Raw genomic sequence first — 20,974 nt, 5'->3', positions numbered from 1 at the left:
TTACCCAAGCCAGCATTAGAAGTTTACTACTCCAACATCCAATTCTTAATTAAAACATTATGAAAACGGAGAAACCCAAACGTCATCGCGGGCTGATATTGACTAGGGAAGGTTGGCACAAGCTTCAGAATGCCAAGCTTGAATGGGAATTTAAGGAAAACAATGGTTCCAAATCAACATTAGAAGAATTAAGCGAACAAGCAGGTATAACTCCTGTCACCTTTAGAAAGGTACTTACCCGTGAAACAGGTGTGGACAAGCGCACACTGGTGCGCTTGTTTATGATGTTTAATTTAGAATTAGACAAAAGCGATTATATAAGTGCAGATTCAGATTTAAAAACAGAACCAGTCCCAAAATATCCCAAACGTATTGATTGGGGAGAAATGGTTGATGTATCGGTGTTTTATGGGCGCACCAATGAGCTTGCTTTATTAGAGCAATGGCTGTGCCAAGAACGCCGTCGCGTGATAGCAATTTTAGGAATGGGTGGAATTGGGAAAACTTCGTTAGCTGCCAAATTAGCACAAAAAGTCCAAGGAAGATTTGAATATATCATTTGGCGATCGCTTTACAATGCTCCGCCCCTATTTGATCTGCTAGCTAACTTAATTCAATTTTTATCTGATGAACAAATATTAGAAGCTGAATTGCCCAAAACTGTAAATGGCAGAATATCACAACTTATTGAATATTTGCAACAAAAACCCTGTCTAATCATCTTAGATAATCTAGAAACCATTCTCCAAACAGGAGCTTATGCAGGTTGCTATCGAGAAGGTTATGAAGATTATGGTTTAATCATTAAACGATTAGGGCAAGTCAGACATCAAAGCACCTTAGTATTAACTTCTCGGGAAAAACCCAAAGACATCGCCTCCTTAGAAGGAGAAGCGCTCGCTGTTCGCTCTTTACAACTGAGTGGCTTAGAAGTGTTAGCAGGCCAAAAAATCTTTGCCGCTAAAGGTTTTTCTGGTTCTGAGTCAGAATTACCCGCCGTAGTTGAGCGTTACGCTGGCAATGCCCTAGCATTGAAAATAGTTGCCACAACCATCCAAGATGTTTTTGATAGCAACGTCGCTGAATTTCTGCAACATTACACAGCTGTTTTTGGCAGCATTCGGGATCTGCTAGACCAGCAGTTTTCTCGCTTGGCCAACTTAGAAAAAGATATTATGTACTGGCTAGCAATCAATCGTGAGCCAGTCTCACTCTCAGAAATTCGAGAAGATATAGTATCACCAATCCCACCCCAAAACTTACTAGAAGCTCTAGAATCTCTAACAAGGCGTTCTTTAGTTGAGAAAAATGCTGCACTTTTCACCCTACAACCTGTAGTCATGGAGTATGTGACTCAGCGATTGATAGAAATAGTTTGTCAAGAGATTGTCACTCACCAAATAGATTTGTTCAGATGTCATGCGTTGATGAAAGCAACCGCGAAAGACTATGTAAGAGAAATTCAAACTCGCCTAATTCTTAACCCAGTGAGAGATAGGTTAATCACTGCATTGAAAGGGAAAAGGAATCTGGAAAATCAACTAGCTAAAATTATTGCAAATTCACGCAAGACATCACCTTTAGAACAAAGTTATACCGCTGGAAATGTTCTCAATCTCCTATGCTATTTAGAAGCCGATCTCAGCTGCTATGATTTTTCATATCTGAGCATTTGGCAAGCAGATTTGAGGTGTTTGAAATTACACAATGTTAATTTTCAAAATGCCAATTTTGATAAATCTGTGTTTGCTGAAACCTTCGGTGGGGTTTTATCAGTAGTTTTTAGCCCTGATGGAAAATTATTGGCTATAGGTGATACTAATGGTGAAATTCGCTTATACCAAGTTTCAGATTGGAAACAACTTTTGTTTTGTAGAGCACATACCAACTGGGTTTTGTCAATAGCATTTAGCCCCAATAGTACTATTCTAGCTAGTAGTAGTAGTGACAAGACAATAAAGTTATGGGATGTGAAAACAGGTCAGTGCTTTTACACCTTACAAGGACACAAACATGAAGTTTGGTCAGTTGCCTTCAGTCCAGATGGTGAATTATTAGCTAGTGCTAGTGATGACCAGACAATAAAGTTATGGAATATTAGGACTGGTGAATGCCATAAAACCTTCCAAGGACATACAAGTTGGGTATGCTGTGTTATTTTCAGTCCAGATGGAAAAACATTGATCAGTGGTAGTGATGACCAAACAGTTAGGGTATGGGATATCAAAACGGCTGAATGCATCAACACTTTTCAAGGTCACACTGATGGAATACGATCAATTGCCATCAGTCGTGATGGTCAAATGTTAGCAACTGCAAGTGAAGACCAGACAGTCCGATTATGGAACATCAAAACTGGTAAATGTCTTAACACTTTATTAGGACATTCTAATGAAGTTTATTCAGTCGCCTTTTGCCCTCAGGATGATATTTTAGCTAGTAGCGGTTTTGACCAAATGGTGAAATTGTGGAGTATTCAAACAGGAGAATGCATAAAAACTTTTCCGGGACATTCAGGTTGGGTATTTAGTGTTGCCTTTAGCCCGCAGGGTAATATCTTAGCAAGTAGTAGCTATGATCAAACAGTCAAATTATGGAGTATTCAGACTGGTGAATGTCTCAAAACCTTTCAGGGATATACAAATCAAGTATTATCACTTGCCTTCAGTCCAAATGGGAAGACTTTAGCAAGTGGTAGTCATGACTCTTTAATGCGATTATGGGATATTAATAGTGGTAAATGCCTCAAAATATTCCAAGGGCATAGTGCTGCTATCCAATCTGCCGCATTTAATCCAGATGGTCGGACATTAGCAAGTGGAAGCCATGACTTTTCAGTCAGGTTGTGGGATATTAATAGTGGTCAATGCCTCAAAATATTCCAAGGGCATGAGGCTCTAGTTTGGTCTGTCGCTTTCTGCCCCACTGGTCAAACAATAGCCAGTGGCAGCGATGATAAAACCTTGAGGTTATGGAATGTCAGTACTGGTCAATGTTTGAAAATTTTCCAGGAACATCAAGCTGCGGTTTGGTCAGTGGCGTTTAACCCCCAAGGAAAGATGCTAGCGAGTGGCTCTTTAGATCAGGCAGTCAAATTATGGGATATTAGTACAGGTGAGTGTACAATAACACTCAAGGAGCATACGACTTGGGTTTCTTGTGTGACTTTTAGTCCAGATGGAGAACTACTAGCTAGTGCTAGTTTGGATGGAACATTAATGTTATGGAATCTCAGATCCAGTGAATATATCAGGGTTTTCCAGGCAAGTACAGGTTGGTTGCCATCATTTGCTTTTAGTCCAGATAGTCGAATACTGGCAACTATTTGTCAAGATAATACAATCAAATTATGGGATGTGAGTAAAGATAAATGTCTCAGAACTTTGCAAGGACATACAAGTAGGCTTTGGTCAGTTGCCTTTAGTCCTAATAGCCAGATTCTCGCTAGTAGTGGTGATGATGAGACAATTAGACTATGGGATATAGTAACAGGTGAATGTATAAAAAGTATAAAAGCAAAACCGCCCTATGAACGTATGAATATCATAGGAGTTACAGGTTTAACTACAGCTACTATTGCTACATTAAAAATATTGGGGGCAGTTACTGACTAAAATCAGTCTTGATATGCAGCTAGATGAAATCGGATGAATTTCACTAAGTTAGAGATTGATGTGTTGCAAACCTTACTTAAAAAATAAATTCAATGAATAGAAAATATTGGGATTGGGTAAGTTAAAATCCTTGAATGTCAAGTTATTGTTGCAGTCAAAGCTATTATTAAACTTACTTTGACTATTGGCTAAAAACTAGACAATCAAGGATATAAACTATGCAATTTTTAGATTATTCAATGAAATAAGAGTCTAAATCTAAAATAGATTAAGTGTAGTATCACTTGGCAATCCATTTCCAAACTCATTAGTGATAATACTTCCCAAATCTTCAAGCTCCATGTCATTTAATAAATTTAATCCGGCCTCCAGAAAATAATTGCTGATATCTGATATTGAAGACTTTTGCTCAATAGCTATAGTTTTGTTTTTATGGGTAAAGATAGTTGAGAAAATATTTTCATCAACAAACCCCGAAGCTAGACACACTAAAGTCCAAAATCCAAATTTGAGAATCCGAAATTGCATCTTTTTTCTCCTGATAGATGAAACATGACAGTTAGAATAACTATGACTGAAACATAGTTCTAGTGAGTCCGGGCTTAGGAGTTTAGAGGTTTAGGGTTAATAGGTTTTGAAAACCTAGCATATACAGCCACTCCAATACTCTTGCAACTTTCTCCAAACCTTTTTATACTTAAGCCCTAATAACCAGCCAAAATTCCTTTTTAGATACTCAAATTACTAGAATTCTAGGTTATTAAATCCGTTCAAACTCCTAAACAAGCATTTAATTCTAGGGGTTTCAATACTTTCAAAAGTTCTTCATCTGATATGTAGTTTTCTTTTGGCGGCATAAAGCGTAATATTGCGCTTTCATAACAAGCTCTCGCTACAGAAATACGCTCTGAAAGAGTAAGCTCTGTAACAATCTTAACTGTATCCTCAATGTGCTTGACTTCAGCACCTATGCCACTATGTACCCGTAACCATCGTGTTGCATAAATACCTGGAGGGAACAAAGCGTCTATACTCTGAATATAATCTTCTCTTTGAAATGTCCCTAAGCGTTCACTTGTATAGGAATGACCAATACAATTAATTGGATCACTCACTTGCACACTTTGGATGAAGTAATCTAACCAAGACTTGATGGCATTAGGAAACATTACTTGCACTACAGCCTCTGCTTTATATCCCATCGACTGAATATCAAGCAGGGCGAGTTGATCGTGACCGGCTTCTTCTTTGGCTTTCTGTGCAGCCCACTGTGCCAATATTTGGCGACCAGATGCAGCAAAGCGTTGAGCAGCTTCTTCCATTAGGCGAGAGGTATGGCAACTGGAATGATAAGCACCTGCCATTTGCCATACCCAACGAGTACAAGTCAGTTTTGGTGGACGGCGATTGGTTTTGACTGTGTGCCATGCAGAGACGATCGCATTATCTAATAACTTCTGAGTTTGAGCTACTCTCTCTGCATAATTCATATTTGCAGTAAAGTAATTGCTATGCACAGAAGTTTGTCTATAACTTTGTTTGAGTGCTATTTCGTCAGATACAAAACCTGTTGATTCAGGACTAAAAAATTCATTACGCATAGTTAATTTCCTTGCTGATGGTTGCAACAGAATTTAGGGTGTTATTCGTCTTGGTGATGCTCAATAGAGTTGTTGCTCAATAAGCTAAATCAGGCTATTGGAGACGTTATGAAGCAACAAGTTTCCAAAATTGCTAGTTTAGCCATTAGATGTCAAACAAAACCCAAACTACTTTTTAACAGCAAAGTACCACTGAATGTTAACTCAGTATTATCAAGACTTTAAGCCATCAAAATTGTCCTAAACGAGATGGCTACAACTATAGTTGCGGTAAAGAGAAAAAATCTTAATTACAAACACAAACCTTCTTCATAAGGTTGTGTCTAGATGCAATGTAGAATCATTATAAGTTTTGCAGTATTGCTTGCTCATCATACGCACCCTCGTTTTTGTAGTTATGTAGATGCTTGATGCACTTTAGTTTGCTAACTTTAAACAACTTCTGCAACTCAAGATAAGCAACTTAAGATAAAGATAAGGAATTTTTTTAGTGACTTTAGCACTAGCAACTTTTGATTTGTACATACATATGTACTATATAAGTTGAAAATCTTGATAACTCAGGAATAGTACAAATTGATTGTTGTAAATCTTGCCAGAGAACAAAACTAGCTTGTTAAAGCATAATATATATGGATCATATTTAAATGAAATTCATTAAAGCGAACTAGATGCGATCGCAACCAATAAGTTACGCTCTGCGATTTCTCAAATTCTTCTAGAGACAGAAAATCGAGCATCGCACCTAGTAAACATTATCTAAATCATCCGCTATGACAGGATATTGCTAGATATAACTTTTAGTAAAGTTAGTTGCACTGACAATTTACACTTCATCTCGACTCGAAACCTTGCTAGTTATAACTTTGTCAAAATTAAAAATCAAATCTAAAAATTTTCTCTTAAGTTTTCTATCTTAACTGGCGAAAATCAATCTTGAACTACATAATTATACCCAAAGCCCTTGAGAGCAATACTCACTCTCAAGACCTCTTACCACTAACTTACTCGGTTATATCCCCCAATTGATATATGGGGGCTTTTCCCTCTCATTCTCGAGAGCAGTTTACTTTTGGCTAGAAACCATATCCTGAAACAAAAGTCAATTTGTTTTTGCACAACATAACTACAACTTCAGAAGGAAAACCACACTAGCACATCTCCAAAAAAGTTCAATCCGTCTGACAATTTTCTTCATTCATGTTGGTCTTGTGATAACCAGTCCTTTCAACCTGGTCAAACTTCTCCTAATTTTTTCTGTGTCAAGCGTTGTATTTATGGATTTAAGTTAACGGTATCGAAAAAATGAGTACCGCACAATCAAGTATAGGAGTTGTTGACTTACTTAGTCTTCAATAATGCCACATTCACAATGATGCTCAAGGAAATGGCAGATAAAACTGAGTTAACCCAACTATTATTAAACAAAAATTGTGGGTATTCATGATCAAGTACGTGCATAGAAAAATTTGGTTGAAGCCTGTAGAGAGTTAAATAATGAAGCGAACCAATTACTACAGTAATCTGTTAGTTGATTATTCTAAACCAGAGCTAGTTTCCCCTGAACTAGCAACACAAATACTCACAGATGCAGAGACATATTTTTCTTTACGCAACGATAACTTACCGGAAATAACTCCAGAATATAGCCTAGAGCAAATAGAACAAGAAAATAAACATTGGTGGCCGACTCACTGTGAAGCACTAAGACAAGGACGTGGCGACATTTTAGCAGGTGAATATGCGAATAATCTGGTATATTTCTGCGCTGATGGGCCATTTTATGGTAAAGCTTCAGCTACAAATAGAGAAGTAAATCGTTGGGCGATTCTTGCTCAACCAACTGTCACAATAGCTTGGCCAATCATTATGTTTAATGGTGAAGTCATCTACTCTGAATGGAATTGTTTTGATAATGAAACGCACGAAGTTATTGCTAAAGGTAACGAAACCTTATTGCGCCGTGGACATCGAGGTGCGTGCTACTTAAAATGCGAGCAACTGAGTTTTTTTCGTGATGTTTATGCTGCTAATGAATTGTTGTATTGGATCAGACGTTAATCATAATATGTATTGAAAAATAAGTAAAATGCCAGGAATGTGAGGTAATATAGCGATTCCCAGTTAAGTGAGGTACAGGTAATATTTTGAAACGCAGAGGGTCGCAGAGTTAAGCGCAGAGGTACGCAGAGATTTGTACTTCAGCAGACTAGGAAACGCTATAACTCTATTTTCTAACAATATCAATAATTTCCAAAGTTCAAGTGCATTACTGTAGTTAAAATCATTTGAAATGCTATCTAAGTGTGTTTAATACAATGAGCGAGGCTAAAGTGATGGAATCTAATTACTTATTAAATGGGATTGACTCTTATAAAGTTAACATCGCTATTAATACAGCGATACTCACAAATTTTGAAAAGTTCTTGCTTCAGTCCCAACCTTTGTTAAGTCGAGTTTTTCGATTTATCGAGATGAACTATCATAATTCAATTAGTTTAAGAGAAGTGGCTGAAGCTGTCAGTCGTTCTCCTGCTTATCTCACTGATCTTGTACGGCGAGAAACCGGAAAAACTGTACTCTGTTGGATTGTGGAGCGTCGTATGGTAGAGGCGCGTCGGTTGTTAATTGAAACAGACCAGTCAGTAGAACAAATTGCGGAAGCCGTAGGCTATTTAGATAGACGACACTTTGGTCGTCAATTTCTCCGACTCCACAATACAACGCCGCAAACATGGCGCAGGTCATATCGTAGTAACAATACCCCACGTTGGCAAAAAGTTCCACAAACAACAAACTCAACGGAAACCATCAACCAAGAATCTAAAACTGTGGCTTTTGCAGAGGCGCAAAGATTACAAGCTTGTATTCAAGAGATTGTGGCAATTTTTCATCAGAGTAATGTGGTGAATGAAGTACTAATGTTTAAAAGTGAAAACGGTTCTGTAGCAAAAATTGACAATGGTTTAATACAAATAACCTTTGTCCCAACTTGTGAGTCTTGTTGAGTTTGTTAGAACTCCTTGTAAATATTTGTATGGGTGTCAAGGTCAGAAATTTTTATTCTTGAAATTAACCAGTAGCTAGCAGTAAAAAGTCAATGCTGCAAATATTATATGAAAAACTGTCCTTGCTGCTCTCATCGGCTTTTACAACACGTTAGTCATAACCAAGTGTATTGGTTCTGCCGAAACTGCTGGTTAGAAATACCTTTACAGAAATTAGACAGTTCAACCCAAAAAAAAGCTGACAACTTATCGCAATTTGTTAATTTGGAGAAGAAAAAAGTATTATTTATAGACACGTAGTAAGCTTTTATAGCAATCCTATCTGAGTTGTGAAAAATATTCTTTTTAACCAACCGCAAAAGACGCAAAGGACACAAAGAAAGAGAAGAAAGAGAATTTCACAAATGATTTAGGATTGCTATATATATTTAACTTGCATCAAATGGGCGGAAAAGATGTCTACCCCACAAGAGTTTGATGTAATTGCAATATGCAAAATAGATGTTTTTTAGCTGAAAAGAAAAAACTTCCGCACAAAGATTGTCTGTTGAAAATGGGTTAAGGGGTGTAAGGGTGTAAATTTTTTGAATATGTACACTCTTGCACCCCATACTATTGATTTTTCGTTTTTATGCGTAATACAACATTGAAGAATAAACTGCTTGCAGGAGTCGTTTACAAGAGGTCTTGAGATACTCTTCCATACATTAGTGTCATAGCTCTGAGGCGATCGCTAATTTCGGGTGTTAAAGCGGTAGACTGGTATCGCCACCCCCAACTACCTACAGCTTTTCCAGGAAAATTCATTCGAGCTTCAGTACCCAATCCCAAAATATCTTGTAGAGGAATAATTGCCTGATTAGCTACCGAACTCAATGCCAATCGAATTAAATCCCAGTTTATTTCCGACTCATTATGACAACCTAAATAACTCAAAACTTGTTTTCTTTCTGGAGGTAACAATTGTTGAAACCAACCAACTGTCGTGTCATTATCATGAGTACCTGTATAGACAACAGAATTTGACTCATAATTGTACGGTAAAAAGCGTTTTTCAGCTTGTAAACCTTCGCCAAACGCAAACTGTAATATTTTCATCCCTGGAAATTCAAATTTATCTCGCAGCGCGTATACCTCTGGGGTGATTTCTCCTAAATCTTCGGCAATAATTGGCATCTGACCTAGCTCTTGTTTCAATACCTGAAAAAAAGCCTCTCCAGGTGCTTCAATCCACCTACCATTTGTGGCAGTAGTTTCACCTTGATTGACAGCCCAGTATGCTTGAAAGCCTCGAAAATGGTCAATGCGAATCAAATCCACACAATTGAGCATAGATTGAAAACGTTGCACCCACCATTGAAAGTTGTCTTGCTTGAGACGTACCCAGTTATAAACTGGATTTCCCCACAACTGCCCAGTGCTACTGAAGTAATCTGGAGGCGTGCCTGCCATTAGTGCTGGCTCACCGGACTCATCAAGACAAAAATTGCCAGGATTAGCCCAAACATCCGCACTATCATGAGCTACATAAATGGCAATATCTCCTAATATCTGGATTCCTCGCTGGTTAGCATAGCGTTTGAGTTGAGACCACTGCCAGAAAAACTCAAATTGTAGATATTGATGGTAAAAAATTTCCTCTGCTAGTTGTTGCTGCCATTTTTCCAGTGCTTCTGGTTTGCGCTGGGCAATAGCACTCTCCCATTTATGCCAACTACTACCGTGGTGAGCTTGTTTGAGAGCCATAAATAAAGCATAATCATCTAACCAGTAAGCCTGACTCTGACAAAAGTCTTGAAATTCCTGTTGTTGATTTAAAGTTGCATGAGTTTTGAAGTTGTTGCAAGCTGTTTTTAGTATGGGGAGCTTTGTGGCGATTACCTTGGTAAAATCGACTGTTTCCGCAGGAAAGTCGGGTAAATTTGTTAAACTATCTTCAGATATTAGACCCTTTTTATATAGCAAATCGGGACTAATTAATAAGGGATTTCCTGCGATCGCACAATAAGAAGCATAAGGAGAATTACTATCGCCAGTAGGGCCAAGTGGTAGTATCTGCCAAAGCTGTTGTTTACTTTCGGCTAAAAAATCAACAAATTGATAAGCTTCCGCCCCAAAGTCACCAATACCAAATCGGCTAGGCAAAGAAGTCGGATGCAGTAAAATCCCACTAGTTCTAGGAAAAGGCATAATCTACCTCTAGTTAATAAATTACAAAATTGATGCAAATTGCGATCGCCTGTTTTTGAGATTTGATTAATCGTGTCAAAAAACTACTCATATTAAAATAAATTTGGCAAATCTCCTATACGACACAGCGCATTTGAGCCACTATGAACTACTGGTTTACAGCATGATTTTGCTCGGAGAAAATAATATAAGAATGTATGCAAGATATGAATCTATCTTACGATTGACGAGCTTATATTAAAAGTTATAAAAATTATATGCAAAGGTTGATTTTTGGGCTAAAGTTTGTCTTCTTTGGTTCTTGTTTTTTTGATAAAATATCTCATCGGGAAAAATTTTTAAACCATAAATCTATATTTCAACAGATTAAGGCATAAAATCACCCTACTCTAGTCGGTAATTAGTTTATATTGGCCGAGCAGATGATAATTTTCGGTAAAAATTAGAGATTCCAAAAAATCTTACCTTTTACCAAAAAAATCACCATTGTAACTATATTGCATCTTTTATAAATTCTGGAAATCTAGCCTAGGTCTGATGCTCACAGAGCTTGATTTCCAGAAAAAGAGTTTCTCTAAAATGCCTAGGTTAGCCAATTCAAGTTTAGCAACCTGATTTTTATATTTTAGTGAAAACAATACTTGAATTCTTATAAGCTAACAGGTTGAAATCTATCAGTAATGAGAAATAGCTATTTATTCCTTGCTCCAAGTATAAGCATACTGTTTCTAAGTTTTCAAAATGTTTCGGCACTGGCGGACATATCAAAACCTATCACCACTTCTGAGCAATTAACGAGCGTTATTGAAAAAATAAATCCAACTTCAGAAATATCTACACTGATGAATCAGGAAGTAGTTGAAACTATTCCTGAGGATGAAATGACTCAGACACTTGCTTCAACAGACACAATTACTTCTGTAAACCAACTGGCTGATGTAGAGCCTACTGATTGGGCTTTTCAGGCACTTCAATCTTTGATTGAGCGATATGGAGTAATTACAGGCTATCCGAATGGCAATTATCGAGGTTATGCAGCGATGACTCGTTATGAGTTTGCGGCTGGAATCAACGCAGTGCTGGAACGAGTACAAGAATTAATAGCATCGGGAGTAGAAGCACCAGTCAGCCGTGAAGACTTGTTAACATTAGACAAGCTGCAAACAGAGTTTGCCAACGAACTTGCAAATTTGCAAGGTCGTGTAGATAATTTGGCAGCAAATACAGCCAAGCTAGAAGCTAACCAATTTTCCACTACCACCAAGTTGACAGGACTAGTTGTCGCTGCTGTCACTGCTGGGGGCTTTAGTGGCAGTAGCATCATCGATCCTACTGGTAAAGAAATTGCCCATCAAAACCCCAATGCTACTGTCATCTTTCGCGCCTCTTTAAATCTCACCAGCAGCTTTAGCGGTACAGATAGACTGTTAGTACGTTTAGAGTCAGGTAGCCCTGGTGGGGAAGATAATGCAGCAGGACTTCTCGAACCAAGCTTTGGCAGTGCTGTAGATTTTTCCTTGCGTTCAGCCATTGACGAACGACTTCAAATAGCTAGGCTACAGTACACTTTTACACCATTTAAAGATTTCACAGCTACCTTGGGCCCAGTTTTATCACCTACAGACTATTTTGATCGCAATAGCTATGCCAATCTCAGTTTTTTAGACTTCTTAACTCTGGCATTAAGCAATAATTATCTTCTTTTTCCTTTTGAAGACTTAGGTGCAGGAGCCGTAATTGAATGGAACCCAAATTCCGGCCCATTTACAATACGTGCCGAGTATATAGCTCCTGGAGCCGCTAATCCCAACAACAGTTCTTTTGCAGGTGGTTCACCGCTCATTAGGCTCTTATATCCTACTGGCAATAGCGATAATGGCTTATTCGCCAATCCCTATCAAACAACCGTTGAAGTGAACTATTCCCCCTCTACTACGTTTGCTGTACGTCTTCAATACAGCAACGGTAGTGTATTTGGTAATCAATTTGATGTCTTTGGAGCCAACTTTGAACTAGCTCTGTCAAAGCAATTAGCTATTTTTGGTCGCTACGGATATGGCAGTTATGACAATACTATTTTTGGTGACATCCACCCCAACTATTGGATGGCTGGTCTTTCTTTTAGAGATGTATTCGTTCCTGGCACATTAGCAGGCATCGCCGCATCTCAGCCATTTGTAGAAAGTAAAGTAGGTAACACTACACAAATGAACTTTGAAGCATTTTATAACTTACCACTCAGTGACAATATTCGGATTTCACCTGTGATTCAGGTAATTACTAATCCTGGAAATCAAGACAGCAACGGTACGATTATTACTGGGACTTTACGAACAAGCTTATTTTTCTAAAAAATACAACCTTACTGAGAAAAATTGGCCATTGCTCTTATCTTAATTACTATCTAAGCTTATACCCATTGGAAAAATGATTGCGATCGATGGATTGGTTCTAAAGTCAATATAACAACTAATTCCCATCCAAAATATCAAATCCAAGTTGGTATTACATCTCGAATCCAACAATATTTTATCAATTATACCAAGTGAATTAATATGATGTGTTCTCATTGCTTTACCCAGTTTTTATCAGCTTTTTGTTGCTTACCTTCTGTATTATTTACAGTCTGGTTAGCTATCAATTTATCTCTGCTCAATTTTATGCAGCAAGCTTATCTAAAACTATGCTGGCAAAAATTAGATATAGTTTTATTTGCAGCAAAGTTATTGTTGAATAAAATCACATTACCAACCAGCAAACAAAGCTCTTTAATCGGATGAAAACTCAAAAAACTATCTGCTAATAAATTACACTTCTTATGTCTTATAGGACTCATATTTGATTTCTGAAAAACCAAATTGGCTAGAAGCTTGCCATACAAAGGTTCGTTTCTCAGTATACTTAGCAATATTCAAGTACGATTCCTATAGTTCTCAAATTTACACCCTAAAACTGCGTTTGGACTAAATACCTATGACACTACAATTCAAAATCACAAATATGGCTTGTGCTGCCTGTGCTAACAGAGTTACTAAAGCCATCAAATCTATCGATACAAATGCCTCAGTTCAAACAAATACAAAAACAAAGCTGGTGAGTATACAAACTCAAGTATCAGAAAGCGTAATTAAGGAAGCATTAGCAGCAATTGGTTATTTAGCTGCTTAGTTATTCATTTTTTAGGACTTCAGTTCAAGCAATTTATCTTATATGGATACTCTCACCCTAAAACTCAGAGGTATGAGTTGTGCAGCCTGCGCTTGTGGCGTTGAAGAAGCTATTCGCTCTGTTGCTGGAGTGATTAGCTGCAATGTTAACTTTGGTGCAGAACTAGCTACTATTCAGTACAATCAAAAGCAAACTAATTTAGAGATAATTCAAGCTGCTGTTGATGCTGCGGGATACTCATCTTCTCCCCAATCTAATGCAGACATCTATACAGTTGAAGATCGTACCGATAAAGTAAATCGGCTGGCAAAATCACGCGATCTCACACGCAAAGTTATCGTGGGAATTATTTTTAGTGCTTTGATTGTCTTAGCATCATTGCCACAGATGATAGGGTTAACTCTGCCCTTTATTCCAGCATGGTTTTACAATCCTTGGGTACAGTTAGTGCTAGCCACACCAGTACAATTTTGGTGTGGTATGTCTTTTTATCAGAATAGTTGGAAAGCCTTTAAATGTCATACAGCAACTATGGACACATTGGTGACTTTAGGCATCAGTGCTGCTTATTTTTATTCGCTGTTTTTTACGGTGTTTTCTAACTCTGGTAGTTTAATGCCTGATTTGTACTATGAAGCTGCAACTATTGTCATTACGTTAATTTTACTTGGTCGGCTATTAGAAAGTCGTGCTAGGAAGCAAACGAACGAAGCTATTACTAAACTAATTAGTTTGCAACCTAAAAATGCTCGTGTCATTCGCAATGGCAAGAAAACTAGTATTCCCGTTCAGGAAGTTCAAATAGGCGATATTATCTTAGTGCGTCCTGGCGAAAAAATTCCTGTAGATGGAAAAGTTATCGATGGCTCTTCTAGTGTTGATGAAGCGATGGTGACAGGTGAAAGTCAGGCAGTTTTAAAGCAACCTGGAGACGAGGTAATTGGAGCTACGATTAATGGCACAGGTGCTTTAAAATTTCGCGCACTCAGAATCGGACATGATACGGTTTTGTCGCAAATTATTAAGTTGGTACAACAAGCTCAAGGTAGCAAAACATCTATTCAACGTTTAGCAGATCAAGTCACAGGATGGTTTGTACCAGTGGTGATAATGATTGCGATCGCTACTTTTGTGATCTGGTTTGATGTGACTGGCAATCTTAGTCTAGCAACAATCACCGCCGTGGAAGTGCTAATCATTGCTTGTCCTTGTGCTTTAGGTTTAGCTACACCCATGTCTGTGATGGTAGGAACAGGCAAAGGCGCGGAAAATGGCATTTTAATTAAAGGGGCCCAAAGCTTAGAATTAGCACATAAAATCCAGACAATTGTCTTAGATAAAACTGGAACTTTAACAGAAGGCAAGCCTACAGTTACAGACTTTATTACTGTTAAAGGCACAAGAGACAGCAACGAGCTAAAACTTTTGCAATTAGCAACTTCTGTAGAAAAGAATTCTGAGCATCCTTTAGCAAATGCAATAGTTAAATATGCTCAATCTCAAAAGATAAATCCTCTAGAAGTCAAGAATTTTCAGGCATTAGCAGGTAGAGGTGTTCAAGGTGTAGTTTTAGATTGCTTAGTACAAATTGGCACACAACGTTGGTTTGAAGAATTAGGGATCAAAACTCGCATCTTGGCTGAAAACAAAGCTGTTTTAGAAGCAGCAGGTAAAACTGTAGTTTGGATTGCAGTCGATGGGGAAATTCAAGGCTTAATGGCTATGTCAGATAGTCTTAAACCTTCATCAGCAGCAGTGGTTGGCAAATTACGTCGGTTAGGTTTAGAAGTCGTGATGTTAACCGGGGATAATTATGCTTCTGCAAAAGCGATCGCTCAACAAGTCGGCATCAAGAAAGTATTTGCAGAAGTCCGACCAGAGGAAAAAGTGGCGATGATTAAATCTCTGCAAGGAAAAACCGCAAGAATTACCCAACCTAAATCCAAAGTTGTGGCAATGGTGGGTGATGGCATTAATGACGCTCCCGCCTTGGCTCAAGCAGATGTCGGTATCGCAATTGGTACAGGAACAGACGTAGCGATCGCAGCCAGCGATATCACTTTAATTTCTGGAGACTTACAAGGAACTGTAACCGCAATTGAGCTAAGTCACGCCACAATTCGCAACATTCGTCAAAATCTCTTCTTTGCTTTAATTTATAACCTCACGGGAATTCCGATTGCGGCTGGAGTTTTGTTTCCTTTATATGGCTGGTTACTTAACCCCATTATTGCTGGGACAGCAATGGCTTTTAGTTCAGTTTCGGTTGTGACTAATGCCTTACGCCTGCGTTCCTTTCAACCTAAAACCAGTCTCTAATTTGGCCTCTACAAATAATTAACTACCAAAATGCAAAAATTACCCAGAAAAAAAATTGGCCCCCAACTGATAGTTATAGCTTTATTAGTGTTGATAATCGCTATTACAACGTTAATTGCAAACAATCCTATACATTTGCAATCAAATAGTCAATTTAGCCAAATTGCCCAACCGTTTTTATTAAAAATGGCGGTGACTTTAGGCGGATTAATATTGATTTATTTAGAATTATCTTGGTTCTTGTTTAGTCAAGATAAAGTGCAGTCAAAACTAGCTAATCAAATATTTACCTTGTTTAGTAACTTGTTAAAACAACTGCCCCATATTTCTAAAAACAAACGTTACACAGCTATGTTGAGTTTTTCAAGCAATCATACTTCAACCCATCCAATTTAATTGGACTTTAATAGGACTTACGCAAAAACTCTCTCAAACTCTCATTTCTCCGTGAACTCTGTGCCTCTGTGGTTCGTTCTTCCGTAGCCTGTGCGTAAGTCCTATTTAAAAATTAGCTAACGCAAAAATTATTGAGAGTTGAGCAAGCGTTACTCCTACTGCTGCAATTGATGAGTACAGCATAAATAGTAGCTTTTTTCTAGACGAGGTGGAAGGCGATCGCTTTCCACTTTGTCTAGTAAATTAAATTCTAAATTGGTTTTCAATCGCATTCAATCAACTAAAAAAGCTAACCATCTGCCAAAATATCAACCATTGTGAATGATTTTTTCTACTCTATATACTCAAGCATAGATAATCTGATAAAAGGTAAAATTACCTTTCATGAAAAACACATCCCCAAGCAGTGCTAAAACTCACAATCAAACTTTCTCTCGGCGTAATTTGCTGATTGGCAGTTCATTCCTTACAGGGTTATTTGCTAGTAGTACAACTTTATTTACCTTTGGTAGTAAACCTGCATCTTCAAAAGAGCTAGACGAATCCAGACAAGATTTAGCAGGTTGGAAAAAAAAGAAAATACACCGTATAGAAGGCCCAGGATTGCATCATTTTGCCCTACTGGCATACGATATTGACGCATCAATTCGCTTTTATGAGCAAGGCTTTGGTGCGCGTAAAAGATATGATTGGAATTCTGCTAAAACAATTTTACCAACAGGCGAAGTATTCAATGTAATCGGAAGACTTCAGCTAATGGATATGGGCGACGGTAACTATGTAGAACTCATTTCCGGCGGTAAACCTGCTAGCGAGCGTGTCGGATATGATGTGTGGAATCACATCGCCCTACGTTGCGACAACACCGACCGTTATTACGAACGTGCCATAAATGCTGGTGCTAAACCTTACAATTTTGTCTACAAAGACCAAGTTTGGGATGGTAGACCTGCTGACTTTGAAGTAACTGGCAGTCTCTATGGCCAACCAACTATTAACGTCCGTCTTGCCTATTGTCGAGGCATTGATGGCGAACTAATTGAACTAATTCAGGGCAACTTACTTTAACTAAGCCAGAATATCCATATTAACCAAGTCTAACTTATGAGTTAATGCTTGATTAAGCCACAGAGTAAGTAACATCAAAAAAATTAGTCCAAGAGGTTGAGAAGAATTATTATCCCTGACTTACTTAACTTCTGATTATTTCAATTTTTCCACAAGATACTTAAAAATTAACCTACATGGAAAACTCAGAACAAACAATCCAAGGCAGTAAAAAAAATCCATTCACGCGTCGTCGGCAATTACTGATGGGTGGGTCATTTTTAGCAGGATTAGTCGCTAGCACTACAGGCTTTTCGACATTAGACTCTAAGCCAGCATTAGGGAAAGATAAAGATGAGGATGACTCCCTAGAATTGTCAGGAAAATGGAAAAAAAAGAAAATACATCGCATAGAAGGCCCTGGTTTACATCACTCTGCCCTACTTGCTTACGATATTGACGCAACAATTCGCTTTTATGAAAAAGGTTTTAATGCGCGCAAAAGATATGGTTGGAATTCAGCACAAACTATTCTGCCCAATGGAGAATTGTTTGATGTCGTCAGACGCGTCCAACTGATGGATATAGGCGATGGTAACTATGTAGAAATCGTTGCTGGAGGAACACCAGCTAACCAACGAGTCGGATATGACATCTGGAATCATCTGGCACTGCGAGCTGATAACACCGATTTTTATTACCAACGTGCCATCAATGCTGGTGCAAAACCCTTCAATTTTGTCTTTAATGGCAAAACTTGGAATGGTGAACCCGCTAACTTCATCTTGAGCGGGGATATAAATGGTCAAGCAAATATCACAGTTCGACTTGCCTACTGTCAAGGTCTTGATGGTGAACTTATCGAGATGGTTCAAGGAAATATCCTTTAACTACAAACAAAGAGTTAGCAACAGAACATAAAGTTAAATCCGTACAAATTCTTTGACTTGAATAATCACACCAGGAGACAACCTATGGAAACAATGAAAGCAGCACGCATACATTCATATGGAGAGTCAGATGTACTTGTTTATGAAGATGCACCTCGTCCTAACCCAAATGCGGGTGAATTACTAGTTCGTGTGTATGCTACTACTGTTAATCCTATAGATTGGAAACTGCGTGCTGGATATATGCGCTCTTTTATGGATTTTCCTATGCCAATCACTTTAGGATGTGATTTAGCTGGCATTGTCGAATCTGTAGGAACGGGTGTAACAAAGTTCAAAGTTGGAGATGCTATCTATGGTATGCCCCAAGCCGAAATTGGGATGTATGCGGAATATGCCGTAGTTAGTGAGTCTGATGTTGCAGCAAAGCCTAACTCTTTAGATTTTATTGCCGCCGCTTCCGTGCCAGTAGCAGCACTAACAGCTTGGCAATCTTTGTTTGAGGTAGGTAATTTAGCTCCCGGACAAACTGTTCTGATTCACGGAGCAGCTGGTGGAGTCGGTTCGATGGCTGTTCAATTAGCTAAGACTAAAGGATCTCAAGTAATTGGTACAGCCTCAGCAAACAATCACGAGTTTTTACGTGGACTTGGTGCTGATGAAGTAATTGATTACAAGACAACACGCTTTGAAGATGTAGTCAAAGATGTAGATATTGTACTGGACTTAATTGGTGGCGAAACACGAGAACGTTCTTGGCAAGTGATCAAAAAAGGCGGTAGTTTAGTCTCTACTGTGCCACCTTTTCCATCTGACAAAGATGGAGCTAATTATAGTGTCTACGGCAAAGGAATTGCTGTCCAACCCAACGCCGAGCAATTAAAAGCAATTGCCACTTTAATTGATACTGGCAAGCTCAAGCCTTTGGTGGATAAAGTTTTACCCCTTTCGCAAGTGCGTCAAGCTCATGAATTGAGTCAAAGCGGTCATGTGCGCGGTAAAATAGCTCTCCAAGTTAGATAATACTGAGAGTTTTTTAGAACTTAAACAAGCAAATCTGAGAATTAAAATTGAATCCTATGAGCAATCAAACGTTTGACTATATCATCGTTGGGGCTGGTACAACAGGCTGTGTTATTGCCAGTCGCCTCAGTGAAAATCCAGCTATTAACGTTTTGCTATTGGAAGCTGGAGACACAGATAGAAAACCAGCTTTCCGTAATTCAGACTTACGCTCTTTTTTTACCGAGGCGTGGAATACAGAAGCTGACTGGCAATATATCACTGAGGAAGAAAAGTATATTGGTGGACGCAAATTACCCATTTCTCAGGGTAAAGTTGTCGGCGGTGGCAGTTCCATTAATGGCATGATTCATGTACGGGGTAGCCGACATGATTACGATTACTGGAACTACCTTGGCTGTGAAGGCTGGAGCTATCGTCAAGTTTTGCCTTACTTCAAAAAAATGGAAGACTATGCAGGCGGAGCTTCAGAATATCATGGTGTGGGTGGGCCGATTCGGATTGTTGACTATACAAATCCATCGCCTGTCTCTCAAGCCTTCATAGAAGGAGCAGTGCAACTAGGATTTAAATCTCCACCTTGGGACTTTAACGGTGCAGAACAAGTAGGTGGTGTAGGTATGTATCAATATGCCCACACCAAAGATGGTCAGCGATGCAGTGCTTCTGTAGCATACTTAGACCCTGCTCTAGAGCGTCCGAACTTAACACTCCAGACAAAGGCTTATGTCACTCGTATTTTGTTGCAAGGTACACGCGCTATTGGAGTTGAATATCTTCAAGAAGGTATTTTGCATACAGCTGTGGTAGAGCGTGAAGTTATTTTGAGTGCTGGGCCATTTGTCTCACCCAAATTGTTGATGCTAGCGGGAATTGGCCCAGCTGAACACTTAAAAGCCCATGCTATTCCTGTTGTTGTAGATTTACCTGGGGTTGGACAAAATTTACAAGATCATGTGCTGCTTGACATAGGATATGAATGCAAACAAGCACAGCCTATACCACCTGTAATCACCGAAGTTGGTTTATTTACTCATAGTCGTAGTGGTCTAGAAAATACTGCACCAGATTTACAGTTTGAGTTCAGTCCTTTTATGTTTGGTCAACAAGAACTCTTTATTGGAGGTACTCATTTTAATTGTGTACCAACTCTTTTACGACCACAGAGTAAGGGTAGCGTCACACTGCGTTCTAACAATCCAAGGGATTTGGCAGTTGTGAGAACGAACTATATGCAGTTTGATATTGATATGGAAACTATGCTCAAGGGAATTGAACTTAGCCGTGAAATTATGAATACGGCTCCCTTTGAGAAAATAGGAATTAAAGAATTATCACCAGGGCCAGAGGTCAAAACAAAACAGCAAATACGTGAAAGTATTCGTCAATTGTGTAGAACTGAGTGGCATCCTTCATGTACTTGCAAAATGGGACGTGATGAAATGGCCGTAGTCGATCCTCAACTGCGAGTGTACGGTATTGAGGGGCTGCGAGTTGCAGATGCTTCTATCATGCCTGCCGTTGTGAGTGGTAACACAAACGCTGCTTGCTTGATGATTGGTGAAAAAGCCGCAGATATGATTTCCCAAGGCTCAGATGTGAGAGCGCAACGCTACAGTAATGAACTATCTGCTGCTTCCTTGGGGCTTGGGCTGTCTCAGCAGGTTGAAAAAGAATCACGAGTAGTGGCTATGGCTGACAAAGTTTGAAGCTAAAGC

At 38.7% G+C, this 20,974-nt stretch carries 14 protein-coding genes; 11 read left to right on the top strand and 3 right to left on the bottom strand.

Translation table 11 applies throughout. The features are described 5' to 3' along the window. Positions 1-59 precede the first annotated feature (59 nt). Complete coding sequence (locus H6G69_RS03790) at positions 60-3,614, top strand: NB-ARC domain-containing protein (protein WP_190681787.1); 3,555 nt, start codon at positions 60-62, stop codon at positions 3,612-3,614. Positions 3,615-3,872: 258 nt separating this feature from the next. On the opposite strand, the gene H6G69_RS03785 is transcribed toward H6G69_RS03790, so the two are convergent. Continuing rightward, a complete protein-coding gene (locus H6G69_RS03785) occupies positions 3,873-4,142 on the bottom strand; it encodes a hypothetical protein (protein ID WP_190681784.1) in 270 nt (89 codons plus the stop codon). Between the two features lie 242 nt (positions 4,143-4,384). After that, positions 4,385-5,215: a hypothetical protein gene (locus H6G69_RS03780; RefSeq protein WP_190681782.1), complete on the bottom strand. Its 831-nt coding sequence runs from the start codon at positions 5,213-5,215 to the stop codon at positions 4,385-4,387. A gap of 1,497 nt (positions 5,216-6,712) precedes the next feature. Here H6G69_RS03780 and H6G69_RS03775 point away from each other — a divergent pair. Beyond that, positions 6,713-7,276, top strand: coding sequence for a hypothetical protein (locus tag H6G69_RS03775; protein ID WP_190681779.1), 564 nt, complete (start codon positions 6,713-6,715; stop codon positions 7,274-7,276). A gap of 275 nt (positions 7,277-7,551) precedes the next feature. Further along, positions 7,552-8,223, top strand: a complete 672-nt coding sequence (locus H6G69_RS03770) for a helix-turn-helix domain-containing protein (RefSeq protein WP_190681776.1) — start codon at positions 7,552-7,554, stop codon at positions 8,221-8,223. Positions 8,224-8,898: 675 nt separating this feature from the next. Here the strand turns inward: H6G69_RS03770 and malQ are convergent. Then, on the bottom strand, positions 8,899-10,413 hold the full coding sequence (gene malQ / locus H6G69_RS03765) for a 4-alpha-glucanotransferase (RefSeq protein ID WP_190681773.1): 1,515 nt from the start codon (positions 10,411-10,413) through the stop codon (positions 8,899-8,901). An 842-nt stretch (positions 10,414-11,255) separates the two neighbouring features. Here malQ and H6G69_RS03760 point away from each other — a divergent pair. The 8 genes from H6G69_RS03760 (at position 11,256) to H6G69_RS03725 (ending at position 20,965) form a co-directional block, all read left to right on the top strand. Beyond that, on the top strand, positions 11,256-12,764 hold the full coding sequence (locus H6G69_RS03760) for an iron uptake porin (protein ID WP_190681770.1): 1,509 nt from the start codon (positions 11,256-11,258) through the stop codon (positions 12,762-12,764). 622 nt (positions 12,765-13,386) lie between these two features. Next, a complete protein-coding gene (locus H6G69_RS03755; RefSeq protein ID WP_190681766.1) occupies positions 13,387-13,581 on the top strand; it encodes a heavy-metal-associated domain-containing protein in 195 nt (64 codons plus the stop codon). Positions 13,582-13,623: 42 nt separating this feature from the next. After that, positions 13,624-15,900 (top strand): heavy metal translocating P-type ATPase, encoded by a 2,277-nt coding sequence (locus H6G69_RS03750; protein WP_190681763.1) that lies wholly within the window; start codon positions 13,624-13,626, stop codon positions 15,898-15,900. A 30-nt stretch (positions 15,901-15,930) separates the two neighbouring features. Further along, on the top strand, positions 15,931-16,296 hold the full coding sequence (locus H6G69_RS03745) for a hypothetical protein (RefSeq protein WP_190681761.1): 366 nt from the start codon (positions 15,931-15,933) through the stop codon (positions 16,294-16,296). A gap of 384 nt (positions 16,297-16,680) precedes the next feature. Further along, positions 16,681-17,364 carry a VOC family protein gene (locus H6G69_RS03740; protein ID WP_190681758.1) on the top strand — a complete coding sequence of 228 codons (684 nt, stop codon included), beginning with the start codon at positions 16,681-16,683 and terminating at the stop codon, positions 17,362-17,364. 176 nt (positions 17,365-17,540) lie between these two features. Next, complete coding sequence (locus tag H6G69_RS03735; protein ID WP_190681755.1) at positions 17,541-18,233, top strand: VOC family protein; 693 nt, start codon at positions 17,541-17,543, stop codon at positions 18,231-18,233. Between the two features lie 84 nt (positions 18,234-18,317). Next, a complete protein-coding gene (locus H6G69_RS03730) occupies positions 18,318-19,256 on the top strand; it encodes an NADP-dependent oxidoreductase (protein WP_199335711.1) in 939 nt (312 codons plus the stop codon). 56 nt (positions 19,257-19,312) lie between these two features. Beyond that, positions 19,313-20,965, top strand: coding sequence for a GMC family oxidoreductase (locus tag H6G69_RS03725; RefSeq protein WP_190681752.1), 1,653 nt, complete (start codon positions 19,313-19,315; stop codon positions 20,963-20,965). Positions 20,966-20,974: the final 9 nt, after the last annotated feature.

It is taken from the genome of Nostoc sp. FACHB-110, from assembly GCF_014697425.1.
Taxonomy (GTDB): Bacteria; Cyanobacteriota; Cyanobacteriia; order Cyanobacteriales; family Nostocaceae; genus Nostoc_B.
This window is presented reverse-complemented; position numbering and strand designations above follow the sequence as displayed.